Below are 23,204 nucleotides of genomic sequence, written 5' to 3'. Positions count from 1 at the left end.
AATGAACGACACAGTCCATAAGCATATTACCGTATTGCTACATGAAGCCGTTGATGGTTTGGCGATTAAGCCGAACGGTATTTATATTGACGGTACTTTTGGACGAGGCGGTCATTCTCGACTCATTCTCTCAAAACTTTCCGAACAAGGTCGCTTAATTGCGACAGACCGTGACCCCCGTGCAATTGCTGATGCGCATACGATTAACGATCCTCGCTTTCAAATTGTGCATACTGCTTTTTCTGCGATTCCTGAAGTGTGCGAACAACTAGGCTTAACCGGCAAAATCGACGGTATCTTGCTTGATCTTGGCGTATCTTCTCCGCGACTTGATGATGCGGAACGCGGTTTTAGCTTTATGCGTGACGGGTCGCTTGATATGCGTATGGATACGACTAAAGGTCTATCTGCCGCAGAATGGCTGGCGCAAGTGTCGGTGGACGATTTGGCATGGGTGTTAAAAACCTTCGGCGAAGAACGCTTTGCGAAACGTATTGCACAAGCGGTCGTTTCTTATAATAAATCTGCAACGGAAAAAATCTCTCGAACGCTTCAATTGGCTCAGATTATTGCTGATGCAGTACCTTTCAAAGATAAGCACAAACATCCGGCAACTCGTTCGTTCCAAGCGATCCGTATCTTTATTAACAGCGAGTTAGACGAGTTAGAGAAAGCGTTACAATCAGCTTTAAGTGTATTAGCACCAGAAGGTCGTTTATCAATTATTAGTTTCCATTCGTTAGAAGATCGAATGGTGAAACAATTTATGAAGAAAAACAGTAAAGGTATGGATGTGCCGAAAGGCTTACCTATTTTGGAATCGGAGTTAAATAAAAATATTCCGCTAAAAACTATCGGTAAGGCAATTATACCGAGTGAGGCGGAAATTGAAGCTAATCCTCGTTCACGTAGTGCCGTGTTACGTGTTGCAGAAAAGCGCTAGGGAATTAATGAATGGCAAGTAATGAACGTTATCCGCTCCACCAAATTATTTTAGATGATTTAACTGGACATAATAAAGTCGCTTTATTCCTCATAATCGCCGTAGTAGCAACCGCTATCGGTACGATTTGGATTACTCATCAAACCCGTTTGTTGACCGCTGAACAAGGTAAATTGATTCAAGCACAAAGAAAATTAGAAAGTAACTATATCAATTTACAATTAGAAGAAAATGCAAAGAGCCAAAAATCTCGTGTAGAAGCATGACTTCCAGCTTTGGGCTACACCCGATTAAAAAAGAACAAGAAGTTATTTTAGTTAAATAGAATATGGCAAGATCAGTAAAATTAAAACGGAAAGTTGTAGCAGAAGAGCCTACTCCGGAAATCAAGAAAGCAATGAATGTCAAAAATGAGCCGAGTTATTTACCGGTTCGTTTTGGTGTTGTTGTGGTATTAATGGTGTTGATGGCTGTCGCATTACTTGGTAAAGTCGCACAGATTCAATTATACGATTCAGAACGCTTGATTAATGAAGCGAATAATCGTTCGCTACGTACTAAAGAATTACCTTTTACTCGTGGTCGTATTTTAGATCGTGATGGGCGCTTCTTATCTATTAGTGTTCCGATGTATTCGCTTACCTTAGACCCAAGAGAATATTTTGATAGTCTTTTAAGACGTTCTCCCGAACGTTGGAAACTGTTAGCAATGGAAATGGGAGCTTCTAAGAGTAAAATTGAAAAGAACATTAATGATTTCATTGAAAAGAAGAATAAATCAAAAGAAAAAGTGGCTTTTGATCCTCGTTCTATTCTCAATATCAAAAGTGAAGATTACTGGACGCTTTTAGCTCAATCTACCGGACTGGATTATAATACGTTAATTCAGTCAATCCGTAATAATCCAAGTTCTGCTTTCCTAACCCAAGAGATTAGTGTCGCACAATTTGAGCGTTCTAAATTAGAAGCGTTATCTAAAATTACCAGTGAAAAATATAACGATTTGATGGCTCGTTTATATAAAGCGGCTCGCCAACGTTTTATTTATCTTGCCCGTCACGAATCGGAACAAATCGCCAATTATGCTTATGATCTTAAAATTGACGGAATGGTCTTAAGAGCGGAATCTCGCCGTTTTTATCCGCTAGCGGAAGAAGCGTCACAATTAATCGGTTTTACTGATGTGGATGATGTACACGGTACAGAAGGTTTAGAACGTAGCTTCGATGCTTTATTGATTGGTAAAAACGGTCGCCAAGTGATTCGTAAAGATGCACGTGGTAATGTGATTGAAAATATTCGTGATGAAAAACAATACGATCCGCAAGATGTTAAGTTGAGTATTGATGAAGAATTGCAATCCGAAGTGTATAAAAAGATTAAAGAAGCAGTGATTGCCAATAATGCTGAATCAGGTACGGCAGTATTAGTTGACGTGCAAACCGGTGAAATTTTAGCGATGGCAAATGCACCGTCGTTTAACCCGAATAAACGTAATAGTTTTAGGCCTGAATTAATGCGTAACCGAGCGATTACCGATACTTTTGAACCGGGATCGACGGTGAAGCCGTTGGTTGTATTAACTGCGTTACAAAATGGTGCGACTTACCGTGATGAGATTATTAATACGCGTCCGTTTATCGTAAACGGGCATACGATTAAGGATGTTGCACCGCGTGAGAGCTTATCGCTGACCGGTATTTTACAAAAATCAAGTAATATCGGGGTAAGCCGTTTAGCTTTACGTATGCCGTCTACCGCATTGGTCGATACGTATAGCAAAGTCGGCTTTGGTAAAGATACCGGCTTAGGTTTAGGTGAACAAAAAGGGACGAACGGTGATCGTAAGCGTTGGTCTGATATTGAGCGTGCAACCATGGCATACGGCTACGGTTTAAACGTTACCCCATTACAGCTTGCACGTGCTTATGCCACTTTGGGAAGTTTTGGTATTTATCGACCGCTTTCAATTACTAAAGTTGACCCACCGGTGATCGGTGAGCGTGTATTGCCTGAAAAAATTACCCGAGATGTGGTGCATATGATGGAAAGTGTCGCCCAAAAAGGTGAGGGTGGTCAGAAGGCGACGGTTGATGGTTATCGTGTGGCGGTCAAAACTGGTACAGCACGTAAACTTGAAAAAGGTCAGTACGTCGAAAAATATATTGCTTATACCGCAGGTGTGGCACCAGCAAGCGATCCTCGCTTTGCGTTAGTGGTGTTAATTAATGAGCCGAAAGCCGGTGCTTATTATGGCGGTTCGGTTTCAGCTCCACTGTTCTCAAGCATTATGGGTTACACCTTGAAAGTAAGAAATATCAAACCGGATAATCTCACTGATACGGAAAGTGCCGTACGTGAAATTAAGTCGGAACAAAAAGTCAATTAGCACAGCATAAATTAGGTAACAATATGAAACGTTTACTTCCCTTTCTTACCGAACTAGATGCTTGGGTGGCAGAGTTAAAACCACTTAAGCAAATGACGTTAGATTCTCGCCAAGTGGGTGAGGGCGATTTGTTTGTGGCGTTAAAAGGACATCAAGTTGATGGTCGCCAATTTATTCAAAAAGCAATTGAGCAAGGTGCGGCTTTAGTTTTGGCGGAAGCGGATGAAGGGCAAACTGAAATTGAGTTAGATGCGAAATTTGCAAAATATAACTTAGATCGTACCGCTTGTAAGGTGGTTTCAGTGCCGAATTTGGCTCGTATTTTATCGGAAATTGCCGGTGCGTTTTATGCCAATCCGTCCGAAAAATTGACTCTAGTCGGAGTGACTGGAACGAATGGCAAGACCACAAGTGCCCAATTACTTGCCCAATGGCACAATTTATTAGGCGGAAAATCCGCAGTGATGGGGACGATTGGCAACGGTTTATACGGCAAAGTACAAGAAGCGGCAAATACCACCGGTTCGGCAATTGAAGTACAACGCAATTTAGCCAGCTTTGTAGAAATGGGAGCTGATTTTTGTGCGATGGAAGTGTCTTCACACGGTTTGGCTCAATATCGTGCCGAAGCGTTAAGCTATGATTTAGCAGTCTTTACCAATTTAAGCCGTGATCACCTCGACTACCACAAGACAATGGAAGAATATGCGCAAGCAAAATTCCGTTTGTTTAGCGAATTAAATACTAAAGCACAAGTATTAAATGCAGATGATGAGATTGGCCGTGAATGGTTAGCAAAATTACCGAATGCAGTTGCCGTCAGTACCGATGCTCACTTTAGTAGCAACCATAAATTCGTTAAAGCGACCAATGTGAGCTTTAGCTTACAAGGTGTAAAAATTGCGTTTGAATCAAGCTGGGGTAATGGTGAGTTGAATAGCCGTTTAATCGGTGCGTTTAACGTGAATAATTTACTCACAGCACTGGCAAGTTTATTAGTGCTTGGTCACGATTTGCAAAAATTAATTGAAACCGCACCGCTTCTTCAGGGCGTTGCCGGTCGAATGGAGTGTGTCGTTTCGCAAAAAAATCCGCAAAATAAACCGCTTGTGTTAGTCGATTATGCTCATACGCCGGATGCGTTAGAAAAAGCATTGCAAGCGGCAAGACTCCATACTGAAGGCGAGCTTTATTGTATTTTCGGTTGCGGCGGCGATCGTGATGCGGGTAAACGCCCGATGATGGCGGCGATTGCAGAAAAATTAGCGGATAAAGTGATTGCGACTGATGACAACCCGAGAACCGAAGATAATACCAAGATTATGGTGGATATTCTCAAAGGTTTCGTTCAAGTGGAGAAAGTACAAGTGATCCACGATCGTGAACAAGCAATTAAAAGCGCGATTGAACAAGCGCACGCAACAGATGTCATTTTGATTGCTGGTAAAGGACATGAAGATTATCAGATTATCGGGACGACTAAGCATCATTTTTCGGATCAGGAAACCGCGGCTAAATATCTAGCGTAAATATATAAGGTTGCAGAGCAACCGCACAATCCGTAACCTCGTACATTTAGTGCGAGGTTTATCGCAAATATTTTTGAAAGAAGAAAATGATAAAACTAACAACAAATGAAATTGCCGGCATTCTTAATGCGCAGTTGGTTGGTGATGGCAATGTGGTGGTGGAAACCACTAGCACCGACACCCGACAAGCGGTCGAAAACGGGCTGTTTTTTGCATTAAAAGGCGAGCATTTTGATGCGCACCATTATTTAGCTAATGCGGTGGAACAAGGCTGTGTGGCTGTGGTGGTTGAGCGTGAATGTGAAATTTCCGTACCGCAAATTGTCGTGAAAGATACACGCCTTGCATTAGGCGAGTTAGCCAAATGGTTAAAAGTGAAACTTAATCCGAAAACAGTGGCGATGACCGGTTCTTCAGGCAAAACCACCGTAAAAGAAATGACAGCAAAAATTTTGCAAAAAATGACCGCTTGTGAAGATGAAGTGCTTTATACCTTTGGCAATTTAAATAATGACCTCGGTGTGCCGATGACCTTATTACGTTTAACGCCGCAACATAAATTTGCGGTGGTGGAACTCGGTGCAAACCATATTGGTGAAATTGCTTATACTACGGCAATCACTCAGCCGGACGCTTGCTTGGTGAATAATGTTGCGGCGCATTTAGAAGGTTTCGGCTCACTTGCAGGTGTGGCACAAGCGAAAGGCGAAATTTATCGAGGCTTAAAAGCCGGTGGTAAAGCGATTGTGAATCAAGCGTTCTATTATCCGCAATGGCAAAAAGAAATTGGTGAGCATGAGCCGCAATCATTCAGTTATACCGGTTCGGATCAAGATTCGTATGCAGATTTTTGGGCGGAAAATGTAGAATTAGGCTTATCCGGTTCTCATTTCACGCTACATTCTCCGCAAGGCGAAATCGAAATTAATTTACCTTATTTAGGCGCACATAATGTCAGCAATGCTTTAGCCGCAACTTCGCTCGCGATGGCAGTCGGTGCAGATTTAAATGCGGTCAAAGCCGGCTTGGAGCAACGCTCGCAAGTTAAAGGTCGCTTGTATCCGGTTGAAGTTAATCAGCATTGTTTATTGATTGATGATACCTATAACGCCAATGTCGATTCGATGAAATCAGCGGTGGCGGTATTAAAAAATTATCCGGCATTCCGTATTTTTGCAGTTGGTGATATGGCAGAACTCGGTGAGGAAAGTGCGACTTGTCACCAACAAGTAGCGGATTTCGTCCGTGAAGCAAATTTAGATTTAGTGGTGAGTTTTGGTAAGCAAAGTGCAGTAATTAGTGGAGAAACTGCACATCACTTTACCGATAAACAAGTAATGCACGATTTCTTATTACCAATTATTTCGCAAAAGATTGCAGAAAAACAACCGCTAGTGTTGTTAGCAAAAGGTTCTCGTAGCCAAAAAATGGAAACATTGATTTCTGCTTTATGCGTTTCTTTAGGTGTTTCTTTTTAATTTTTAGGTAAATAGCAATATTGAACAATCGTTCGTGATGTTATTTAGTGTAGATAAAATGGTAGGCAATTGCTTACTTATAATGATTTAACAAGGGTTTTGCTATGTTAGTTTGGCTTGCTGAGTATTTAGTTCAATACAATACAGCATTTAACGTTGTATCTTATATTACTTTCCGTGCAATTATGGCATTGCTTACCGCAATGGGTATCGGTTTATGGATTGGCCCTGAAGTGATTCGTCGCTTACAACTCTTAAAATTTGGTCAAGAAGTGCGTAATGACGGTCCGGAAAGCCATTTCAAAAAACGTGGTACGCCGACCATGGGCGGTATTATGATTTTAATCGCTATTGGGGTGAGTACCTTACTTTGGGCAGATTTACGTAACAGCTATGTTTGGTTTGTGCTATTCGTGTTATTCGGCTACGGTGCGGTCGGTTTTGTTGATGATTACTGGAAAATCAAACGCAAAAATACCGATGGTTTAATTGCTCGTTGGAAATATTTTTGGCTATCTGTGATTGCATTAATTGCGGTATTCGGTATTTATGCAGTTGGTAAAGATACGGCGGCAACTCAATTAGTTGTACCGTTCTTTAAAGACTTTATGCCACAGCTTGGTATTTTCTTTATTATTCTGTCTTACTTTGTGATTGTTGGTACCTCAAATGCGGTAAACCTTACAGACGGTTTAGACGGTTTAGCGATTGTGCCGACTATTATGGTAGTCTGCAGCGTTTGCATTAATTGCATGGGCAACCGGTAACGTTAATTTCGCACAATATTTACATATCCCGTTTGTACCGAATGCCGGTGAATTAGTAATTCTCTGTACCGCTATTGTCGGTGCCGGTTTAGGCTTCTTATGGTTTAACACTTACCCTGCACAAGTGTTTATGGGCGATGTTGGTTCGCTTTCCTTAGGTGGGGCGTTAGGTACGATTGCGGTATTGGTTCGCCAAGAGTTATTACTTGTGATTATGGGCGGTGTATTTGTAGTAGAAGCACTTTCGGTAATTTTACAAGTCGGTTCATACAAACTTCGTCAAAAACGTATTTTCCGTATGGCACCGATTCATCATCATTTCGAATTAAAAGGTTGGCCGGAGCCTCGTGTTATTGTGCGATTCTGGATCATTACCTTGATGCTCGTATTAATCGGCTTAGTCACATTAAAACTGCGTTAATGATAGGTGGGATTGTCCCACCTTTTTCGCTTGCAAGCGGTCTGATTTATCCAAATTTTTACCTATTATAAAGAGATTCAATTATGCAAAACCAATATAAAAATAAAGTCGTTACCATTATCGGCTTAGGCAAAACCGGTTTATCTTGTGTCGAATTTTTTGCGGATAAACAAGCAAAAGTACAAGTGATTGATACTCGCGAAAAACCGGCTGGTGCTGAGCATTGCCAGCAGATGTGCCATTGCATACCGGCGGTTTAAATAGCGAATGGCTATTAGCTTCTGATTTAATTGTGATTAGCCCGGGGCTTGCATTGGCTACACCGGAAATTCAACAAGCTATCAATGCCGGTGTGGAAGTGGTTGGCGATATCGAATTATTTGTGCGTGAGGCGAAAGCACCGATTATTGCGATTACCGGTGCAAACGGCAAAAGCACGGTCACGACATTAGTGACCGAAATGGCGAAACAAGCAGGGATTAAAGTCGGTATGGGCGGTAATATCGGAGTACCGGCGTTAAGCCTGTTAAATGGTGAATATGAATTGTTTGTATTGGAGTTATCTAGCTTCCAATTAGAAACGACCTCATCGTTAAAAGCGGTAGCGGCAACCATTTTAAACATCAGCGAAGATCATATGGATCGTTACAATAATTCGGTTGAAGAATATCGTTTAGCCAAATTACGTATTTATGACAATGCTGAGAATGTGATTGTAAACGGCGAAGATAGACTGACTTATCCGCTTGAAACGCAAGCGGTTAAAAAATTGATTCGTTTTGCAGAACATAACGCTGAATACACGATGCGTAACGGTATTTTATATTCAGGTAATGATGCCATTATCCCTACCAAAGAAATGCTGATTTCAGGCCGTCATAATGAAATGAATGCATTAGCGGCAATGGCATTAGCCGAAGCGATGGGCATTCCGCGTGAAGGGATTGTAAAAGCATTGCAAGTGTACGGCGGTTTGGATCACCGTTTCCAAGCGGTCAAAACCAATGACGGCGTACGTTGGGTAAATGACTCAAAAGCCACTAATGTCGGCAGTACGGTAGCGGCACTCAACGGTTTACAAGTATCGGGAACGCTGTATTTGTTATTAGGTGGTGATGGTAAAGCGGCAGATTTCTCTGAGTTAAAACCATTGATTAATAAACCGAATATCGTTTGTTATTGCTTCGGTCAGGATGGCTCGCAATTAGCGGTATTATCAAATCAAAGCGTGTTGGTGGAAACGATGCAACAAGCGATTGAGCAAATTCGCCCACAACTGAAACAAGGCGATATGGTGCTATTGTCACCGGCTTGTGCAAGTCTTGATCAATTTAAGAACTTTGAAGAACGTGGACACATTTTTGTCAAATTAGCTCAGGAAGTAACCGCTTAATATGTTAGAAAAATTAAAAACCGAATGGGATAAATGGACACGTATCACACCGACTAACTCGCTCTATGATCGTTCATTGATCTGGTTATTTTTCGGTTTATTGGTGATTGGTTTTGTGATGGTAACTTCGGCATCAATTCCGGTAAGTACCCGTTTAAATGATGATCCGTTTTATTTTGCGATCCGTGATGGATTGTATTTAGCGACGTCATTATTTGCTTTTGCAGTAGTAGTCCAGATTCCGACTGAAAACTGGGAAAAGCGAAATGTGCTGTTTTTCTTGGTATCATTAGTATTTTTGGTACTTGTACTGATTTTTGGTCGTAGTATTAATGGTGCAGTACGTTGGATTCCGTTGGGACCGATTAACTTCCAGCCGGCAGAATTAGCTAAATTGGCGATTATTTGTTATTTCTCTAGTTTTTACGTACGTAAATACGATGAAATGCGGACTAGACAATTAAGTTTTATTCGTCCAATGGTCATTCTCAGTATTTTCGGTTTTCTATTACTGCTACAGCCGGATTTAGGTAGTACGTTCGTATTATTTATGCTGACTTTTGCAATGTTATTTATTATGGGTGCAAAAGTAATGCAGTTCTTATTCTTAGGTGTGACAGGGGTTTTACTATTTGTATTCTTAGTGGTTACTTCGGAATATCGTTTAAAACGTGTTACTTCTTTTATGGACCCCTTTGCTGATGCTTATGGTGACGGTTTCCAGCTTTCCAATTCGCAAATGGCATTTGGTCAGGGCGAATTTTGGGGACAAGGTTTAGGAAACTCAGTACAAAAACTAGAATATTTACCGGAAGCACACACTGACTTTGTTATGGCAGTAGTTGGTGAAGAATTTGGTTTTATCGGAATTGTATTTGTGGTATTCCTCTTAGTGTTATTATCATTTAGAGCCATAAAGATAAGCCAAGAAGCATTAAAACTGGAAGCGAGATTTAGAGGTTTCTTTGCTTTCGGTATCGCAATTTGGATTTTTATCCAAGGCTTTGTGAACTTAGGTGTCGCATCAGGTTTACTTCCGACAAAAGGTTTGACATTTCCTCTAGTAAGTTATGGTGGTTCAAGTTTAGTGATTATGTCGGTAGCGATAGCTGTATTGGTTCGTATAGATTATGAAAACCGGCTTGAACTAATTGGACATGCACATATTAAAGAGAGCTAAAATAAATCAGCGGTCAGGATTTGCAAAAAATTTGCAAAAACTGACCGCTTTCTTTTTCCGTAAATTGTCAATTTCCTGTACAATAACAACAATTTGTCTAAAAAATCTAACAAGCGGTCGATTCCGCTCAAATTTTTGTAAAAGAGATCAACATGGCTAAAAAACTTCTTGTTATGGCAGGTGGTACTGGGGGACACGTATTCCCTGCGATTGCAGTTGCCCGAGAGCTTCAAAAACAAGGTTGGGAGATTCGTTGGTTAGGGACTCAGGATCGAATGGAAGCCGATCTTGTACCTAAGCACGGTATTCCGATTGAATTTATTCAGATTTCCGGACTAAAAGGGAAAGGTATCGGTGCATTGCTGAAAGCACCCTTTGCGATTTTTAAAGCAGTAATGCAGGCTCGTAAAATTATTAAGCATTATCAACCTGATGCGGTACTCGGAATGGGCGGATATGTATCTGGACCGGGCGGTATTGCGACCAAATTATGTGGCGTACCGGTTATTTTGCACGAGCAAAATGCAGTCGCTGGTTTGACTAACGTGTGGTTATCAAAAATTGCTCGCCGTGTATTACAAGCCTTTCCGACCGCATTCCCGAATGCGGAAGTGGTAGGAAATCCTGTACGTGAAGATCTTGCTCAGCTGGAAGCACCAGAAGTGCGTTTTGCCGAACGTGGTTATCCGATCAATATTTTAGTAATGGGCGTGACCAAGGCGCAAGAGTGATTAACCAAACTGTCCCTGAAGTAGCAAAACAACTCGGTCAAAATGTATTTATTAGTCACCAAGTAGGGAAAGGCAACCTTAGTGGGGTGGAAGAAATTTATCAAGCGACTGGTAACGGGATTGCCGCCGAATTTATTGACGATATGGCACAAGCCTATAATTGGGCGGATTTAGTGATCTGCCGTTCGGGGGCTTTAACTGTCTGTGAAATTGCCGCAGCAGGCTTACCAGCCATTTTTGTGCCTTATCAGCATAAAGATCGCCAACAATATTTGAACGCGACTTATTTGGCAGATGATGGTGCGACAATCATTATCGAACAACAAGATTTTACGGTAGAAAATTTATTGAGTGCATTACAGCCGTTAATTATGGATCGCCAAAAACTTACTGAAATGGCAATCAAAGCGAGAGCAAAAGCAACACCTACCGCGACACAACGAGTTGCAGAAGTAATTATCGAACAAGCGAAATAGTTTTAAACGCAACCAACAAAAATATTGAGTTGTACAGATTAGGAAAACAACAATGAAAAATTTCCAAGATAAAATTAAAAAATTAGTACCGGAAATGCGTCGTGTAAACCAAATCCATTTTATCGGGATTGGCGGTGCAGGAATGAGTGGTATTGCAGAAGTATTATTAAATGAAGGTTATCAAATCTCTGGTTCGGATATTGCGGAAGGTCCAGTAACTAAGCGTTTAGCTGAAGCCGGTGCTAAAGTATTTATCGGTCATCAATCGGAAAATGTAAGTGGAGCAAGCGTAGTGGTTGCTTCCAGTGCGATTGATGACAGTAATCCAGAAGTCCAAGCGGCAAAAGAAGCACGCATTCCGGTGATTCAACGGGCGCAAATGTTAGCGGAAATTATGCGTTTTCGTCACGGTATTGCGGTTGCTGGTACACACGGTAAAACTACCACTACTGCAATGATTTCGATGATCTATACCGAAGCACAATTAGACCCGACTTTTGTAAATGGTGGTTTAGTAAAATCAGCAGGTAAAAATGCACATTTAGGGGCAAGCCGTTACTTAATTGCGGAAGCGGATGAAAGTGATGCGTCATTCTTACACTTACAACCGATGGTTTCAGTAGTAACCAATATCGAGCCGGATCATATGGATACTTACGGCGGTGATTTTGAACAGATGAAAGCAACTTACGTCAAATTCTTACGTAACTTACCATTCTACGGTTTAGCCGTTATGTGTGCTGATGATGAAACGGTAATGGAAATCGCACCGCAAGTTGGTCGTCAAGTCATGACTTACGGCTTTAGCGAAAAAGCGGATTACCGTATTGAAGATTACCAACAAACCGGTTTCCAAGGTCATTATACGGTAGTTTGTCCGAACGGCGAACATATTGACGTATTGCTGAATGTACCGGGTAAACATAATGCTCTGAATGCAACCGCCGCACTTGCGGTAGCGAAAGAGGAAGGCATTGCCAACGAAGCAATTCTAGCCGCACTTGCTGATTTCCAAGGTGCAGGTCGCCGTTTTGACCAATTGGGGTCATTTATTCGTCCGAACGGTAAAGTGATGTTAGTCGATGATTACGGTCACCACCCGACCGAAGTAGATGTAACGATTAAAGCAAGACGTTCCGGTTGGGAAAATAAACGTGTGGTAATGATTTTCCAACCGCACCGTTATTCACGTACGCGTGATTTATTCGATGATTTTGTACAAGTGTTATCACAAGTTGATGCGTTAATTATGCTTGAGGTGTATGCGACAGGCGAAGCACCAATTGTTGGGGCGGATAGTAAAGCGTTATGCCGTTCAATTCGCAACTTGGGTAAAGTCGATCCGATTTTAGTTTCAGATACCGATCAGCTTGGCGAAGTATTAGATCAAATTATCCAAGACGGTGATTTAATTCTTGCCCAAGGTGCTGGTAGTGTAAGCCGTATTTCACGTGGTTTAGCGGAAAGTTGGAAAGCTTAATAAGCGGTAAGATTTGTAGGAAATTTTGCAAAAATGACCGCTTGTACATTTACAAGCGGTCAGTATGGACTCGATACCTCGTGTCCAAAATTAGAAAGGATAAAAGATGAGTATTAAAGACGAAAAAATTGCGGTGTTATTTGGTGGTGTTTCTCAAGAACGTGAAGTTTCGCTAAATTCAGGTGCGGCAGTAACTGAGGCGTTAAAATCGCTTGGTTATAATGTGGAAGGTATTGATACCAAAGATTTTCCGATTGAAAAATTAAAAGAAAAGGGAATCCAACGTGTATTCAATATTTTACACGGTGGTATCGGCGAAAATGGCGTGTTACAAGGTGCATTAGAGCAAATGGGGATTCCCTATACCGGTTGTGGTGTAATGGCATCAGCAGTAACTTTAGATAAATTCCGTACTAAATTAATGTGGCAAGCTGTTGGCTTACCAACGGCTGAAATGGTGGTTGTTCGCCGTGGAGAAGCGGTCGATTCCGAACAAATTATTGCAAAATTAGGCTTACCGGTATTCGTTAAACCTTCAAGCGAAGGTTCAAGTGTCGGCGTAACTAAAGTAAAAACGGTTGAGCAATTATTACCGGCAGTGGAAGAAGCATTAAAGTTCGATTCAATCGTCTTAGTAGAAGCTTTCTTGGCAGGTAAGGAATATTCCGTTCCTGTGTTAGACGGTCAAGTATTACCGGCTGTACAAGTGATTCCGGATGGTGAATTTTATGACTATCATGCCAAATATATTTCAGATAATACTCAATATCTCGTGCCAGCATTAAATGACGAACGCCAAGCAGAGGTAGCCAAATTAGTTAAAGCGGCATATGACGTAGTTGGATGTCGTGGCTGGAGCCGAATTGATGTGATGGAAGATGCAAATGGTCAATTTAACTTAGTTGAAGTGAATACTTGTCCGGGTATGACGAGCCACAGTATTTTTCCGAAATCGGCGGCAACGGTTGGAATCCCATTTGAAAAATTAGTTGAACGCGTATTGGAGTTAAGTGCTTAATGGTTGCAATTCTACGGAAAAAAACGGCTTCGTCCGTCCGTTTTAAACCCTTAAAAGCAAAATCATCGTTAAATCCGTTTAATCGGCTAGTATTAATTAAACCCTTGATTGTGCTATTATGCGTAATCTTTGCGTTTATTGTGTACAGCAATTGGTATAACTGGTTAGATGGATTGGATCGAACACCGATTCGTGCTTATGCACTGACACATAAAACGCGTTTTACAACAAATTCGGATATTCGGGAAACTTTATCGCAAAAGCCTGCTCTAAAAGGATATTTTGGGCAAGATATTCAGGAAATTAAAGCAAGATTATTGGCAATTTCTTGGGTGAAAGATGTGGTCGTGCGTAAACTTTATCCGGATCGTTTAAGTATCACGTTGATAGAACATAATCCGGTAGCGGTTTGGAATGATGTAAACTTCCTATCTGATCGTGGCGTGGTTTTTAGTTTACCGCCTGAACGGATGGATAAATCAGGTTTGCCGGTATTGTATGGACCGGATACAGAAGGAAAAGCAGTATTAGACGCGTGGAGTAAGATTAGAACAGACTTAAAAGCACGTAATTTAGACTTGGCATCCGTTTCGGTCGATAATCGGGGATCATGGACAATTACCTTATCCAATCAGGTTGAACTCAGATTAGGGCGTGGTGAATGGACGCCTAAAATTGACCGCTTTGTGACGATTTTCCCTGAAATTAACGTTCCGGATGGGCAACGATTGGCTTATGTTGATCTGCGTTATGAACATGGTGCCGCCGTTGGCTTTAACCCTCTACCTAAATAAATTTTTGCAAACATAATATAACGATATGACAAAAATAGCAGAATCCAAAATTATTGTCGGTTTAGATATCGGCACATCTAAAGTTGTCGCTGTAGTTGGCGAAGTATTACCTGATGGGGTAATTAACGTTATAGGGTCGGGCAGTTCTCCGGCTAAAGGCGTTGATCGCGGTGGCGTCATTGATTTAGACGCGCGGTAAATTCCATTCAACGAGCGATTGAGCAAGCCGAATCAGTATCCGATTGTCAAATTATCGGTGTAACGTTAGCGATTTCCGGTCAACATATTACTGCGTTAAATGAAAGCGGTACAGTACCTTTATCCGGTACGGTAACTAATGAAGATATTGATTCTGCTATTCATATTGCCCGCTCAATTAAATTACCAGACGGTCTAGAAACGTTACATATTATTCCGCAAGAATATAAGGTTGACAGATTGCCGGCGACAAAAAATCCGGTGGGATTATCCGGTATGCGTTTGCAGGCACAAGCTCATCTGATTGCGTGTCATCAAGATTGGTTACGTAACCTTAAGAATGCGGTAGAGCGTGCGAAATTAAAAGTAGATAAAGTTGTATTTTCAGGACTTGCCTCTAGTTATTCGGTATTAACTGAAGATGAGAAAGAGCTGGGTGTTTGTTTGATTGATATTGGTGGCGGTACGATGGATGTACTGGTTTATACCGATGGTGCATTACGTTTTAGTAAAGTGATTCCATTTGCCGGCAATAACGTCACAGATTATATCGCACAAGTCTTCACGACTTCTCGTAATGAAGCTGAAAGCATTAAAATTAATTATGGTAGTGCGATTAATCCTCCAACACATAATGCCGATAAAAAAATTGAAGTGGCAGGATTAGGTGGGCGAATGCCTCGTACTTTTACTAAATCGCAAGTTTCGACTGTTACTTCGCAATGTTATAATGATTTATTAAGAGTGGTTGAAAATGAATTAGTGCAATTACGTCACGAATTACTGCAAAAAGGCATAAAACAGGAATTAATTGCAGGTTTTGTGCTTACGGGTGGTGGTTCACAAATCGAAGATATTGTAGAATGTGCGAGAAATATTTTCGGTTCTCAAGTGAGAGTCGGATATCCGTTAAACATTACAGGATTAACGGATTACGTAAATAAACCACAATATGCAACAGTGTTAGGTCTTTTACAATACAGTCATTACAATTTGGATGAGAAAAGTAATGGCGAAATTGTCGATAAAGTGGATACGCTTCTCGACGTTTTAGGTAGAGGTGTGAAGAAAGCTGTTAATTGGGCAAAATCGAGTTTTTAATGGTGTTAACAAGAAAGTTGGCACAAGGGAGATAAAAAATGTTTGAACCTATTTATGAAACAACGCAAGATGCGGTAATTAAAGTAGTCGGCGTTGGTGGCGGTGGCGGTAATGCACTTAACCATATGGTTGATGGTAGCTTAAATGAAGGTGTTGGCGGTGTTGAGTTTTTCTCAGTAAATACGGATGCACAAGTATTACGTACAAGTGCGGTACGCCAAACGATTCAAATCGGTGCCAATATCACTAAAGGTTTAGGTGCAGGTGCTAACCCGAATGTAGGTCGTCAAGCGGCGGAAGAAGACCGTGAAGCATTATCTAATATGCTTGCAGGAGCGGACATGGTGTTTATCTCTGCTGGTATGGGTGGCGGTACAGGTACAGGTGCCGCACCGGTGATTGCCGATATTGCAAAATCTCAAGGTTCATTAACAGTTGCGATTGTTACCAAACCGTTCCGTTTTGAAGGTAACAAACGTATGAACTACGCTGAGCAAGGTATCCAAGAGTTATCTAAACACGTAGATTCATTGATTATAATCCCTAATGATAAATTATTAAAAGTATTGCCTAAAAATACGAAAATGATGGATGCTTTTAAAGCGGCAAACGATATTTTACGTAATGCGGTTTTAGGTATTACCGATATGATTACTTCTCCGGGTCTAATTAACGTAGACTTTGCCGATGTGAAAACTGTTATGTCGGAAATGGGACGTGCAATGATGGGTACCGGTATTGCGGAAGGCGAAGATCGTGCTGAACACGCAAGCACACGACGCGGTAGCAAGTCCATTATTGGAAGATGTTGATTTATCTGGTGCGAAAGGTATTTTGGTAAGCATTTCTTCAGGTTTAGATATCGAATTAAATGAAGTGGATGTGATTATGGATTATATCCATAGTTTTGCGACTCCGGATGCAACGATCGTATTTGGTACTTCCGTTTATCCGGAAATGGAAGGTAAATTACGTGTCACTTTAGTGGCAACTGGTATTGGTCAAGCGGAAGAATTAACTTTACCAAGAGCGGCGGTTGTTCCTCCACAAGTACAACAACCGGTTCAACAAGGCTATCAACCGCAAGTACAGCAAGCTCAACAGCCTGGATTTGTACAACAGCAAGGCGGTTACGCTCAGCCGACACAGCAATTTGCGCAACCTCAACATGTTGAACCAAAACCTCAGCAAGTGGATTCAGCTCAAGTATGGTCACCGAACTCAATTCCAGGCTTTATGAGAAACGGTCAATAATGACTGCCCTATAATGGGATAAGGACAGAATAATGATTAAACAAAGAACGCTAAAACAGGCGACTAAAGTTACGGGTATTGGTCTGCACAGCGGTAAAAAAGTAACGTTAACGTTACGTCCCGCACCGGCAAATACCGGCATTATTTATGCTCGAACAGATTTAGAACCGGCAGTCTATTTTCCAGCAAGTGCGGAATCTATTCGTGATACGCAACTTTGTACGTGTATGATTAATGATGACGGTGTACGTATTTCAACAGTTGAGCATTTAAATGCGGCAATGGCTTCATTAGGTTTAGATAACTTAATCGTTGAAGTGGATGCACCTGAGATTCCGATTATGGACGGTAGTGCAAGCCCATTCATCTATTTATTATTAGATGCTGGTATCGAAGAGCAAGACGCACCAAAAAAATTCATTCGTATCAAAGAAACGGTACGTGTAGAAGAAGGTGATAAATGGGCGGAAATGAAACCTTATAGCAAAGGTCTAAAATTAGATTTCACGATTGATTTTAGCCATCCAATGATCAGTAAAGATGTGCGTAATTTCAAAATGGAATTATCTGCTGAAAACTTTATTCACAAAATTAGCCGTGCAAGAACATTTACTTTTATGAGAGATGTCGAATATCTTCAATCAATCGGTTTAGCATTAGGCGGTAGCCTTGATAATGCGATTGTATTAGATGAATATCGTATTCTGAATGAAGAAGGCTTACGCTATAAAGATGAATTAGTGAAGCACAAAATGTTAGATTCAATCGGTGACTTATTTATGTGTGGTTATAATATCCTTGGTGATTTCAGCGCATATAAATCAGGACACGGTTTAAATAATAAATTATTACGTGCGATTCTTGCCAACGAAAATGCTTGGGAATTTGTAACCTTTGAAGATAAAGAACAAGCTCCGCAAGGCTATCGTATTGGCGAACAAGTCTTTATCTAATAGTAAGATTGATTAGTTTTAAAATCCTCGTTGATGAAAATCAGCGAGGATTTTTTTATGGGTAAGCGGTTGGATTTAGCAAAAATCTTGTAAAAACCCTTTACTGTTTAAAAAAACAGTTATAGTATATATCTATACAGGATATATTTTTACAGGTGTTTTATGCTCACTCAATTAACAGTCAATAATTTTGCGATTGTGCGTCACTTAACATTAGATCTAAATGAAGGAATGTCCGTGATTACTGGGGAAACCGGTGCTGGTAAATCAATCGCAATTGATGCATTAAGCCTTTGTTTAGGTTATCGCTCTGAAAGTAGTATGATTCGCAATGGGGCGGATAAAGCGGATATTACTGCAACCTTTACTATGCAACCGAGTAGTCCGGCTTATTTATGGTTACAGCAACACGAATTATTAGATGAAGATAATCCTTATGAATGTATTTTACGTCGTATGATTAACCAAGAGGGACGTTCTAAAGCATTTGTGAATAATCGTCCGATCCCCATTTCTCAACTGCGAGAGTTAGGTCAATATCTGATTCATTTGAATGGTCAGCACGCACCACAGCTGTTATTAAAAAGCGAGTATCAGTTGGAGGTATTGGATAACTATGCAGGTATCCATAGCTTGTTGAATGAAATGAGTAGCCAATACCATCGTTGGAAGAAATTACATCAGCAAGTTAAAAATTTTCGCCAACACTGCCAAGAGAATGAGGCTCGTAAACAGCTATTGCAATACCAAGTAGATGAGCTGGATGAATTTGCCATCAAGCAAGGTGAATTTGAGGAAATGGAAGAAACGCATAGTCGTTTATCCAATTCGGAAGCTCTGACTGTATTATCCCAAGAAGTTACTGATTTACTTAGCGAAAATGACTTAAATATCGATTCAATGTTATATAAAACGATTCGTCATTTGGAAGATCTTGTCGAGATGGATGCGAGTTATCAATCAGCATTAAATATGCTGAATGAGGCTCTTATCCAAGTGCAGGAGGCCAGTTCTGAAGTGAGCGGTTTAGCCGGAAAAATTGAGCAAGATCCTGATTTATTAAATGAATTGGATGTACGGATCAGTAAAACGATTCAATTAGCTCGTAAACATCATGTATTGCCGGAAAATTTATGGCAACATCATTCGCTACTCCAAGATGAATTACAAAAGTTGGTGGATTTTGCCGGTAATGAAGAACAGTTAATGGCAGAGGAACAAGCCGCTTATCAACAATCTATTCAGTTAGCGGAACAAATTTATTTAAAACGGCTTGAGGCAAGTAAAAAATTAGCCGAACAAGTGACGACACAAATTAAACATCTTTCAATGGAAAACGGTGAGTTTTTTATTGATGTACAACACGACGTTAAAAAGTTATCGATTAATGGGGCGGACTTTGTTGAATTTAATCTACGGAGTAATTTAGGGCAACAAGCGCGACCGTTAGTTAAAATTGCTTCCGGTGGTGAGCTATCACGTATTTCATTAGCGGTACAGGTGTTGACGGCAAATAAATTATCCACACCGACAATTATTTTCGATGAGGTGGATGTAGGGATTAGCGGCCCGACAGCAACGACTGTCGGTAAGCTGTTACGTCAATTAGGTAAGAAATGCCAGGTACTTTGTGTGACCCATTTGCCGCAGGTGGCAAGTTACGGTCATCACCATTTCAATGTACAAAAGTATGTGGAAAATAATCAGACGGAAACTCAAATGTCGTTGTTAACTCAATCTGAGCGAGTGCAAGCTCTAGCAAGATTATTGGGGGGAAGTAAGATTACTGATACGGTACTTGCCAATGCACAGGAAATGTTGGATCTAGTTGAATAAAAGAGCCAAATAAAAACAAGCGGTTATTTTTCTGGAAATCTTGGTAAGATTTGTCCGTAAAAGAACCGCTTGTTCTATAATGTGTGATATTTTAGATAAACTGAGTTAAATCAATCACTTTATCGCGACTTTTCTCGATCAAATAAGGATCGTGACTGACAATCACTAATGCACATTGACGTTGACGACATTGATTGATTAATAACTCAATCGTTTCTTTTTGTGTAATCGGATCTAAGCGAGAAGTTACTTCATCGGCAAAAAGTAATACCGGTTCAAGTAATAAGGCACGCAAGATAGCAACCCGTTGTAATTCACCACCTGAAACATTTTCCGCATTACGAGTAAGTATTTCCGGGGCAAGTGCCAGTTGTGGCAGTAAGGTTAGAATCTGTGAACGATCTAATTTGTGTTTATTGATCACATCATCTAACAGCGTTTGTAAACTGACAGTCGGAGCAAAGGCTTCCGGTGGATCTTGGTATAGTTTTAGCACCTGATGTTTTTTGTGCTGTTGGTTGTGCCAAATCACTTCACCGGCTTTAGGTTTGAGTAAGCCGCATAATACATCGGCGAGCGTACTTTTACCGATACCACTATGTCCAACAATACCTAAAATCTCTCCTTGATGTAAATCGAATGAAAGTCCGCTGAAAAGTGTGCGTTTACCTCGTGCAACACTCAGATTTTTTACTGATACAAGCGGTTGATTTTTTGCAAAATTTTGCGAATTTTCGACCGCTTGCCAATGTTTCGGATCGGCGGAAATCAAGGCTTTGGTGTACGGATGCTGAGGGTTTGTCAGCAATGTTTCTCTTTGCACCTTTTTCTAATAATTGCCCTTTTTTCATTACCAAAATTTCACCACCCAATTGTTCAGCGACTTCAATATCGTGAGTGATGGTGAGTAAACCGCCCTGATTTTGGTAAGCTTGTTTAAGTAGCTGAATGACATTGGCTTTACTTTTCGGATCAAGCCCTTTAGTTGGCTCATCCGCTAATAAAATTTTGCCACCGGCGGCAGTTGCGATAGCAAAAGAAGCTCGTTGAGCCATACCACCGGATAATTGGTGAGGATAAGCAGTTTCCCAGGCTTTTAAGCCTAAATGTTCGAGTGCATTTTTACCTTCATTTTTTGCCGTTTGTTTATCTTTTTTAGCAATAAAGAAGAAACTTTCCCAAAGCTGTTTACCGATCGTCATAATTGGGTCAAGAGAACGGCGGGGTTCTTGCGGCAACATAACCAAGGTTTTACCCCAGAGCAATTCAAGCTGAGTATTTTCGGTTTTGTGATTTTCTACAAAAATTTGACCGCTTGCCTCTAATCCTTCTGGCAAAGCACCCATAATCGCCTGAATCAATAGACTTTTTCCTGAACCGGTTTCACCAAGAATGGTGATATTTTTACCTTGTTCCAAGTTTAAACTGATTGGCTCAACTAAAGTTAAACCCGAAGTAGTTTGTACTCCAACATTTTCAATTCGTAGTAGTGCCATTATTTTACTCTCCCGGATAACAGTTGAAGGCTAAGTACCATTAAAAAGACCGCGATTACCGGTCGCATAAAGATCCAAGGAGCTTCATAGTAGTAAGGGAATAATTCGGTCATCATTAAACCTAATTCAGCTGTAGGCGGACGTAATCCGACATTTACAAACCCAAGCGTAGCCAATGCTAGAATGGCATTACCGAGTGAGAAAGCGCTTAAGGTCACAATCAGCGGTAGTAAACGAGGTAAAAGATGGCGTTTAAAGCTGTAAAATAACCCCATTCCCATTAAACGAGAAGATTCGATTTCAGCACTAGATGCAAGCGTTTGGCTGACTGCTCGAATTACACGGAAAAATTCGACCCACATCACTAACGCAATACCTAAATAAAGCGTCCAAAATGAGCCCGGCGATAATGCCGCAAATAAGAGAATCAGTAATAAGCCGGGGAGAGCCATAACTAAATCGCAAATAAAGCTGAATAGTCGGTCAAGCCAGCCACCGAAAAAGCCGGCTGAAATCCCAAATAACAGCCCAGCAACTAATGCACAAAATACGCTAAAAAGAGAGAGACCGAATGACAAACGGATTGCTGAGGCAAGGCGAGCAAGCATATCTCGTCCAAGGTGATCTGTACCGAACCAAGCAAGTTCACCCGGTTTAATGAGAATATTACTCAGGTCTTGGAAACCGATATCCATCGGGTAAAAGTAAGGTTGTAAAAAGGCAAAGGCGAGTAATAAGCCCAGGATAGTCGCCCCTACTTTTTGGCTAAATGTCATCTTTTTCATTATTATTCTCCATGACGTGTGTGAGTAATTCGTGGATCAATCCATGCACTTAGCATATCCGCACACATATTTAACAGAACAAATAAACCACCCATCACTAGAGAAGTCCCTTGGATCATTGGTACATCTCGAGCGATAATAGAATGTACTAAAGCATGTCCGCTACCCGGCCAAGCAAATAGACTTTCAACGATGACCACGCCTTCAATTAGGTAAACCAACTGTACCGCATGATACGCAATCACCGGAATAGCGATATTACGGATACCGTGACGAGTAAAGGTTTGCCATTTAGACAGACCTTTTAAACGAGCAAATTGGTAATATTCCGATTGTTTTACTTGTAACATTGCCGCACGAGTTACACGAACAGAAACTGCACTTAAACCTAATGCTAAAGTAAAAGCAGGTAAAATAAAATGTTGCCAGCTACCGTAGCCACCGGCTGGTAGCCAACGTAAGGTTGCGGAAAAGAGTGTAATGAGTCCAATAGCAATAATGAACGCTGGTACGGAGCGAAACAGAGTGCTGAATACCAAGGTAAAGCGGTCAAAAACACCATTTTCTTTACGAGCGACAAGAATGCCTAAAACCGGACCGATAATCATTGCTATCATTAGAGCAATTAGAGCAAGACTTAAGGTATGTCCGAACTGATGAGCAATTTCGTTCCAGACTAAATCGCCGGTAACTAAGGATTTACCTAAATTAAGCTGTAAAAGGTCAAGTAACCAGTTTCCGTAGCTTTGCCACCACGGTTGGTCTAGTCCTAATTCGGTGCGTACTAATTCGGCGACAGTACTATCAACTTGATCATAACCGTAACGGCTTGATGCTATGCGGTAAGCCATATCGCCCGAAAGTTGTCGCGTCAAAATAAAAGTAAGCGTGCCGACTGACCAAATGACTAAAATAATTTGCAGTAAGCGTCTAAAAATAATCTTAAGCATATTTCTAACCGTAAATTGATAGAAAAAACACG

Annotated in this window: 12 protein-coding genes and 7 pseudogenes; 16 read left to right on the top strand and 3 right to left on the bottom strand. The window is 40.9% G+C overall.

Annotation, left to right across the window (positions count from 1 at the left end):
- The first annotated feature begins 1 nt into the window (after window position 1).
- The 16 genes and pseudogenes from rsmH (at window position 2) to recN (ending at window position 19,941) form a co-directional block, all read left to right on the top strand.
- On the top strand, window positions 2-943 hold the full coding sequence (gene rsmH, locus NYR89_RS06910) for a 16S rRNA (cytosine(1402)-N(4))-methyltransferase RsmH (protein ID WP_279445242.1): 942 nt from the start codon (window positions 2-4) through the stop codon (window positions 941-943).
- A gap of 11 nt (window positions 944-954) precedes the next feature.
- Window positions 955-1,268, top strand: a pseudogene (gene ftsL, locus NYR89_RS06905) (cell division protein FtsL).
- 3 nt (window positions 1,269-1,271) lie between these two features.
- Window positions 1,272-3,332 carry a penicillin-binding transpeptidase domain-containing protein gene (locus NYR89_RS06900; RefSeq protein ID WP_279445241.1) on the top strand — a complete coding sequence of 687 codons (2,061 nt, stop codon included), beginning with the start codon at window positions 1,272-1,274 and terminating at the stop codon, window positions 3,330-3,332.
- 23 nt (window positions 3,333-3,355) lie between these two features.
- Window positions 3,356-4,861, top strand: a complete 1,506-nt coding sequence (gene murE, locus NYR89_RS06895) for a UDP-N-acetylmuramoyl-L-alanyl-D-glutamate--2,6-diaminopimelate ligase (protein WP_279445240.1) — start codon at window positions 3,356-3,358, stop codon at window positions 4,859-4,861.
- A gap of 86 nt (window positions 4,862-4,947) precedes the next feature.
- Window positions 4,948-6,339 carry a UDP-N-acetylmuramoyl-tripeptide--D-alanyl-D-alanine ligase gene (gene murF, locus NYR89_RS06890; RefSeq protein ID WP_279445239.1) on the top strand — a complete coding sequence of 464 codons (1,392 nt, stop codon included), beginning with the start codon at window positions 4,948-4,950 and terminating at the stop codon, window positions 6,337-6,339.
- Between the two features lie 104 nt (window positions 6,340-6,443).
- Window positions 6,444-7,527 (top strand): annotated as a pseudogene (mraY, locus tag NYR89_RS06885) (phospho-N-acetylmuramoyl-pentapeptide-transferase).
- 83 nt (window positions 7,528-7,610) lie between these two features.
- Window positions 7,611-8,920, top strand: a pseudogene (murD, locus tag NYR89_RS06880) (UDP-N-acetylmuramoyl-L-alanine--D-glutamate ligase).
- Window position 8,921: 1 nt separating this feature from the next.
- Window positions 8,922-10,100 carry a putative lipid II flippase FtsW gene (gene ftsW / locus NYR89_RS06875; protein ID WP_279445238.1) on the top strand — a complete coding sequence of 393 codons (1,179 nt, stop codon included), beginning with the start codon at window positions 8,922-8,924 and terminating at the stop codon, window positions 10,098-10,100.
- A 152-nt stretch (window positions 10,101-10,252) separates the two neighbouring features.
- Window positions 10,253-11,307 (top strand): annotated as a pseudogene (murG, locus tag NYR89_RS06870) (undecaprenyldiphospho-muramoylpentapeptide beta-N-acetylglucosaminyltransferase).
- A 52-nt stretch (window positions 11,308-11,359) separates the two neighbouring features.
- On the top strand, window positions 11,360-12,787 hold the full coding sequence (murC, locus tag NYR89_RS06865) for a UDP-N-acetylmuramate--L-alanine ligase (protein ID WP_279445237.1): 1,428 nt from the start codon (window positions 11,360-11,362) through the stop codon (window positions 12,785-12,787).
- Between the two features lie 106 nt (window positions 12,788-12,893).
- Window positions 12,894-13,805, top strand: a complete 912-nt coding sequence (locus NYR89_RS06860) for a D-alanine--D-alanine ligase (protein ID WP_279445236.1) — start codon at window positions 12,894-12,896, stop codon at window positions 13,803-13,805.
- 140 nt (window positions 13,806-13,945) lie between these two features.
- The gene (locus NYR89_RS06855) at window positions 13,946-14,599 is read left to right on the top strand and encodes a cell division protein FtsQ/DivIB (RefSeq protein ID WP_341536370.1); all 654 of its coding nucleotides are present in this window, start codon (window positions 13,946-13,948) and stop codon (window positions 14,597-14,599) included.
- Between the two features lie 25 nt (window positions 14,600-14,624).
- Window positions 14,625-15,898, top strand: a pseudogene (gene ftsA, locus NYR89_RS06850) (cell division protein FtsA).
- Window positions 15,899-15,936: 38 nt separating this feature from the next.
- Window positions 15,937-17,152, top strand: a pseudogene (gene ftsZ, locus NYR89_RS06845) (cell division protein FtsZ).
- A gap of 32 nt (window positions 17,153-17,184) precedes the next feature.
- Complete coding sequence (gene lpxC, locus NYR89_RS06840) at window positions 17,185-18,105, top strand: UDP-3-O-acyl-N-acetylglucosamine deacetylase (protein WP_279445234.1); 921 nt, start codon at window positions 17,185-17,187, stop codon at window positions 18,103-18,105.
- 162 nt (window positions 18,106-18,267) lie between these two features.
- Window positions 18,268-19,941: a DNA repair protein RecN gene (gene recN / locus NYR89_RS06835; protein WP_279445233.1), complete on the top strand. Its 1,674-nt coding sequence runs from the start codon at window positions 18,268-18,270 to the stop codon at window positions 19,939-19,941.
- A 91-nt stretch (window positions 19,942-20,032) separates the two neighbouring features.
- Here recN and NYR89_RS06830 read toward each other — a convergent pair.
- From NYR89_RS06830 to NYR89_RS06820, 3 genes and pseudogenes are all read right to left on the bottom strand, one after another.
- A pseudogene (locus NYR89_RS06830) lies at window positions 20,033-21,437 on the bottom strand (ABC transporter ATP-binding protein).
- Window positions 21,437-22,222 (bottom strand): ABC transporter permease, encoded by a 786-nt coding sequence (locus NYR89_RS06825; protein WP_279445232.1) that lies wholly within the window; start codon window positions 22,220-22,222, stop codon window positions 21,437-21,439. The pseudogene NYR89_RS06830 and the gene NYR89_RS06825 overlap by 1 nt, the downstream one beginning before the upstream one ends.
- A 2-nt stretch (window positions 22,223-22,224) precedes the next feature.
- A complete protein-coding gene (locus tag NYR89_RS06820; protein ID WP_279445231.1) occupies window positions 22,225-23,172 on the bottom strand; it encodes an ABC transporter permease in 948 nt (315 codons plus the stop codon).
- Window positions 23,173-23,204: the final 32 nt, after the last annotated feature.

The sequence above is a fragment of the Actinobacillus arthritidis genome, assembly GCF_029774155.1.
GTDB lineage: Bacteria > Pseudomonadota > Gammaproteobacteria > Enterobacterales > Pasteurellaceae > Actinobacillus > Actinobacillus arthritidis.
The sequence above is the reverse complement of the archived record's forward strand: the minus strand, read 5'-3'. Positions and strand labels throughout refer to the sequence as shown.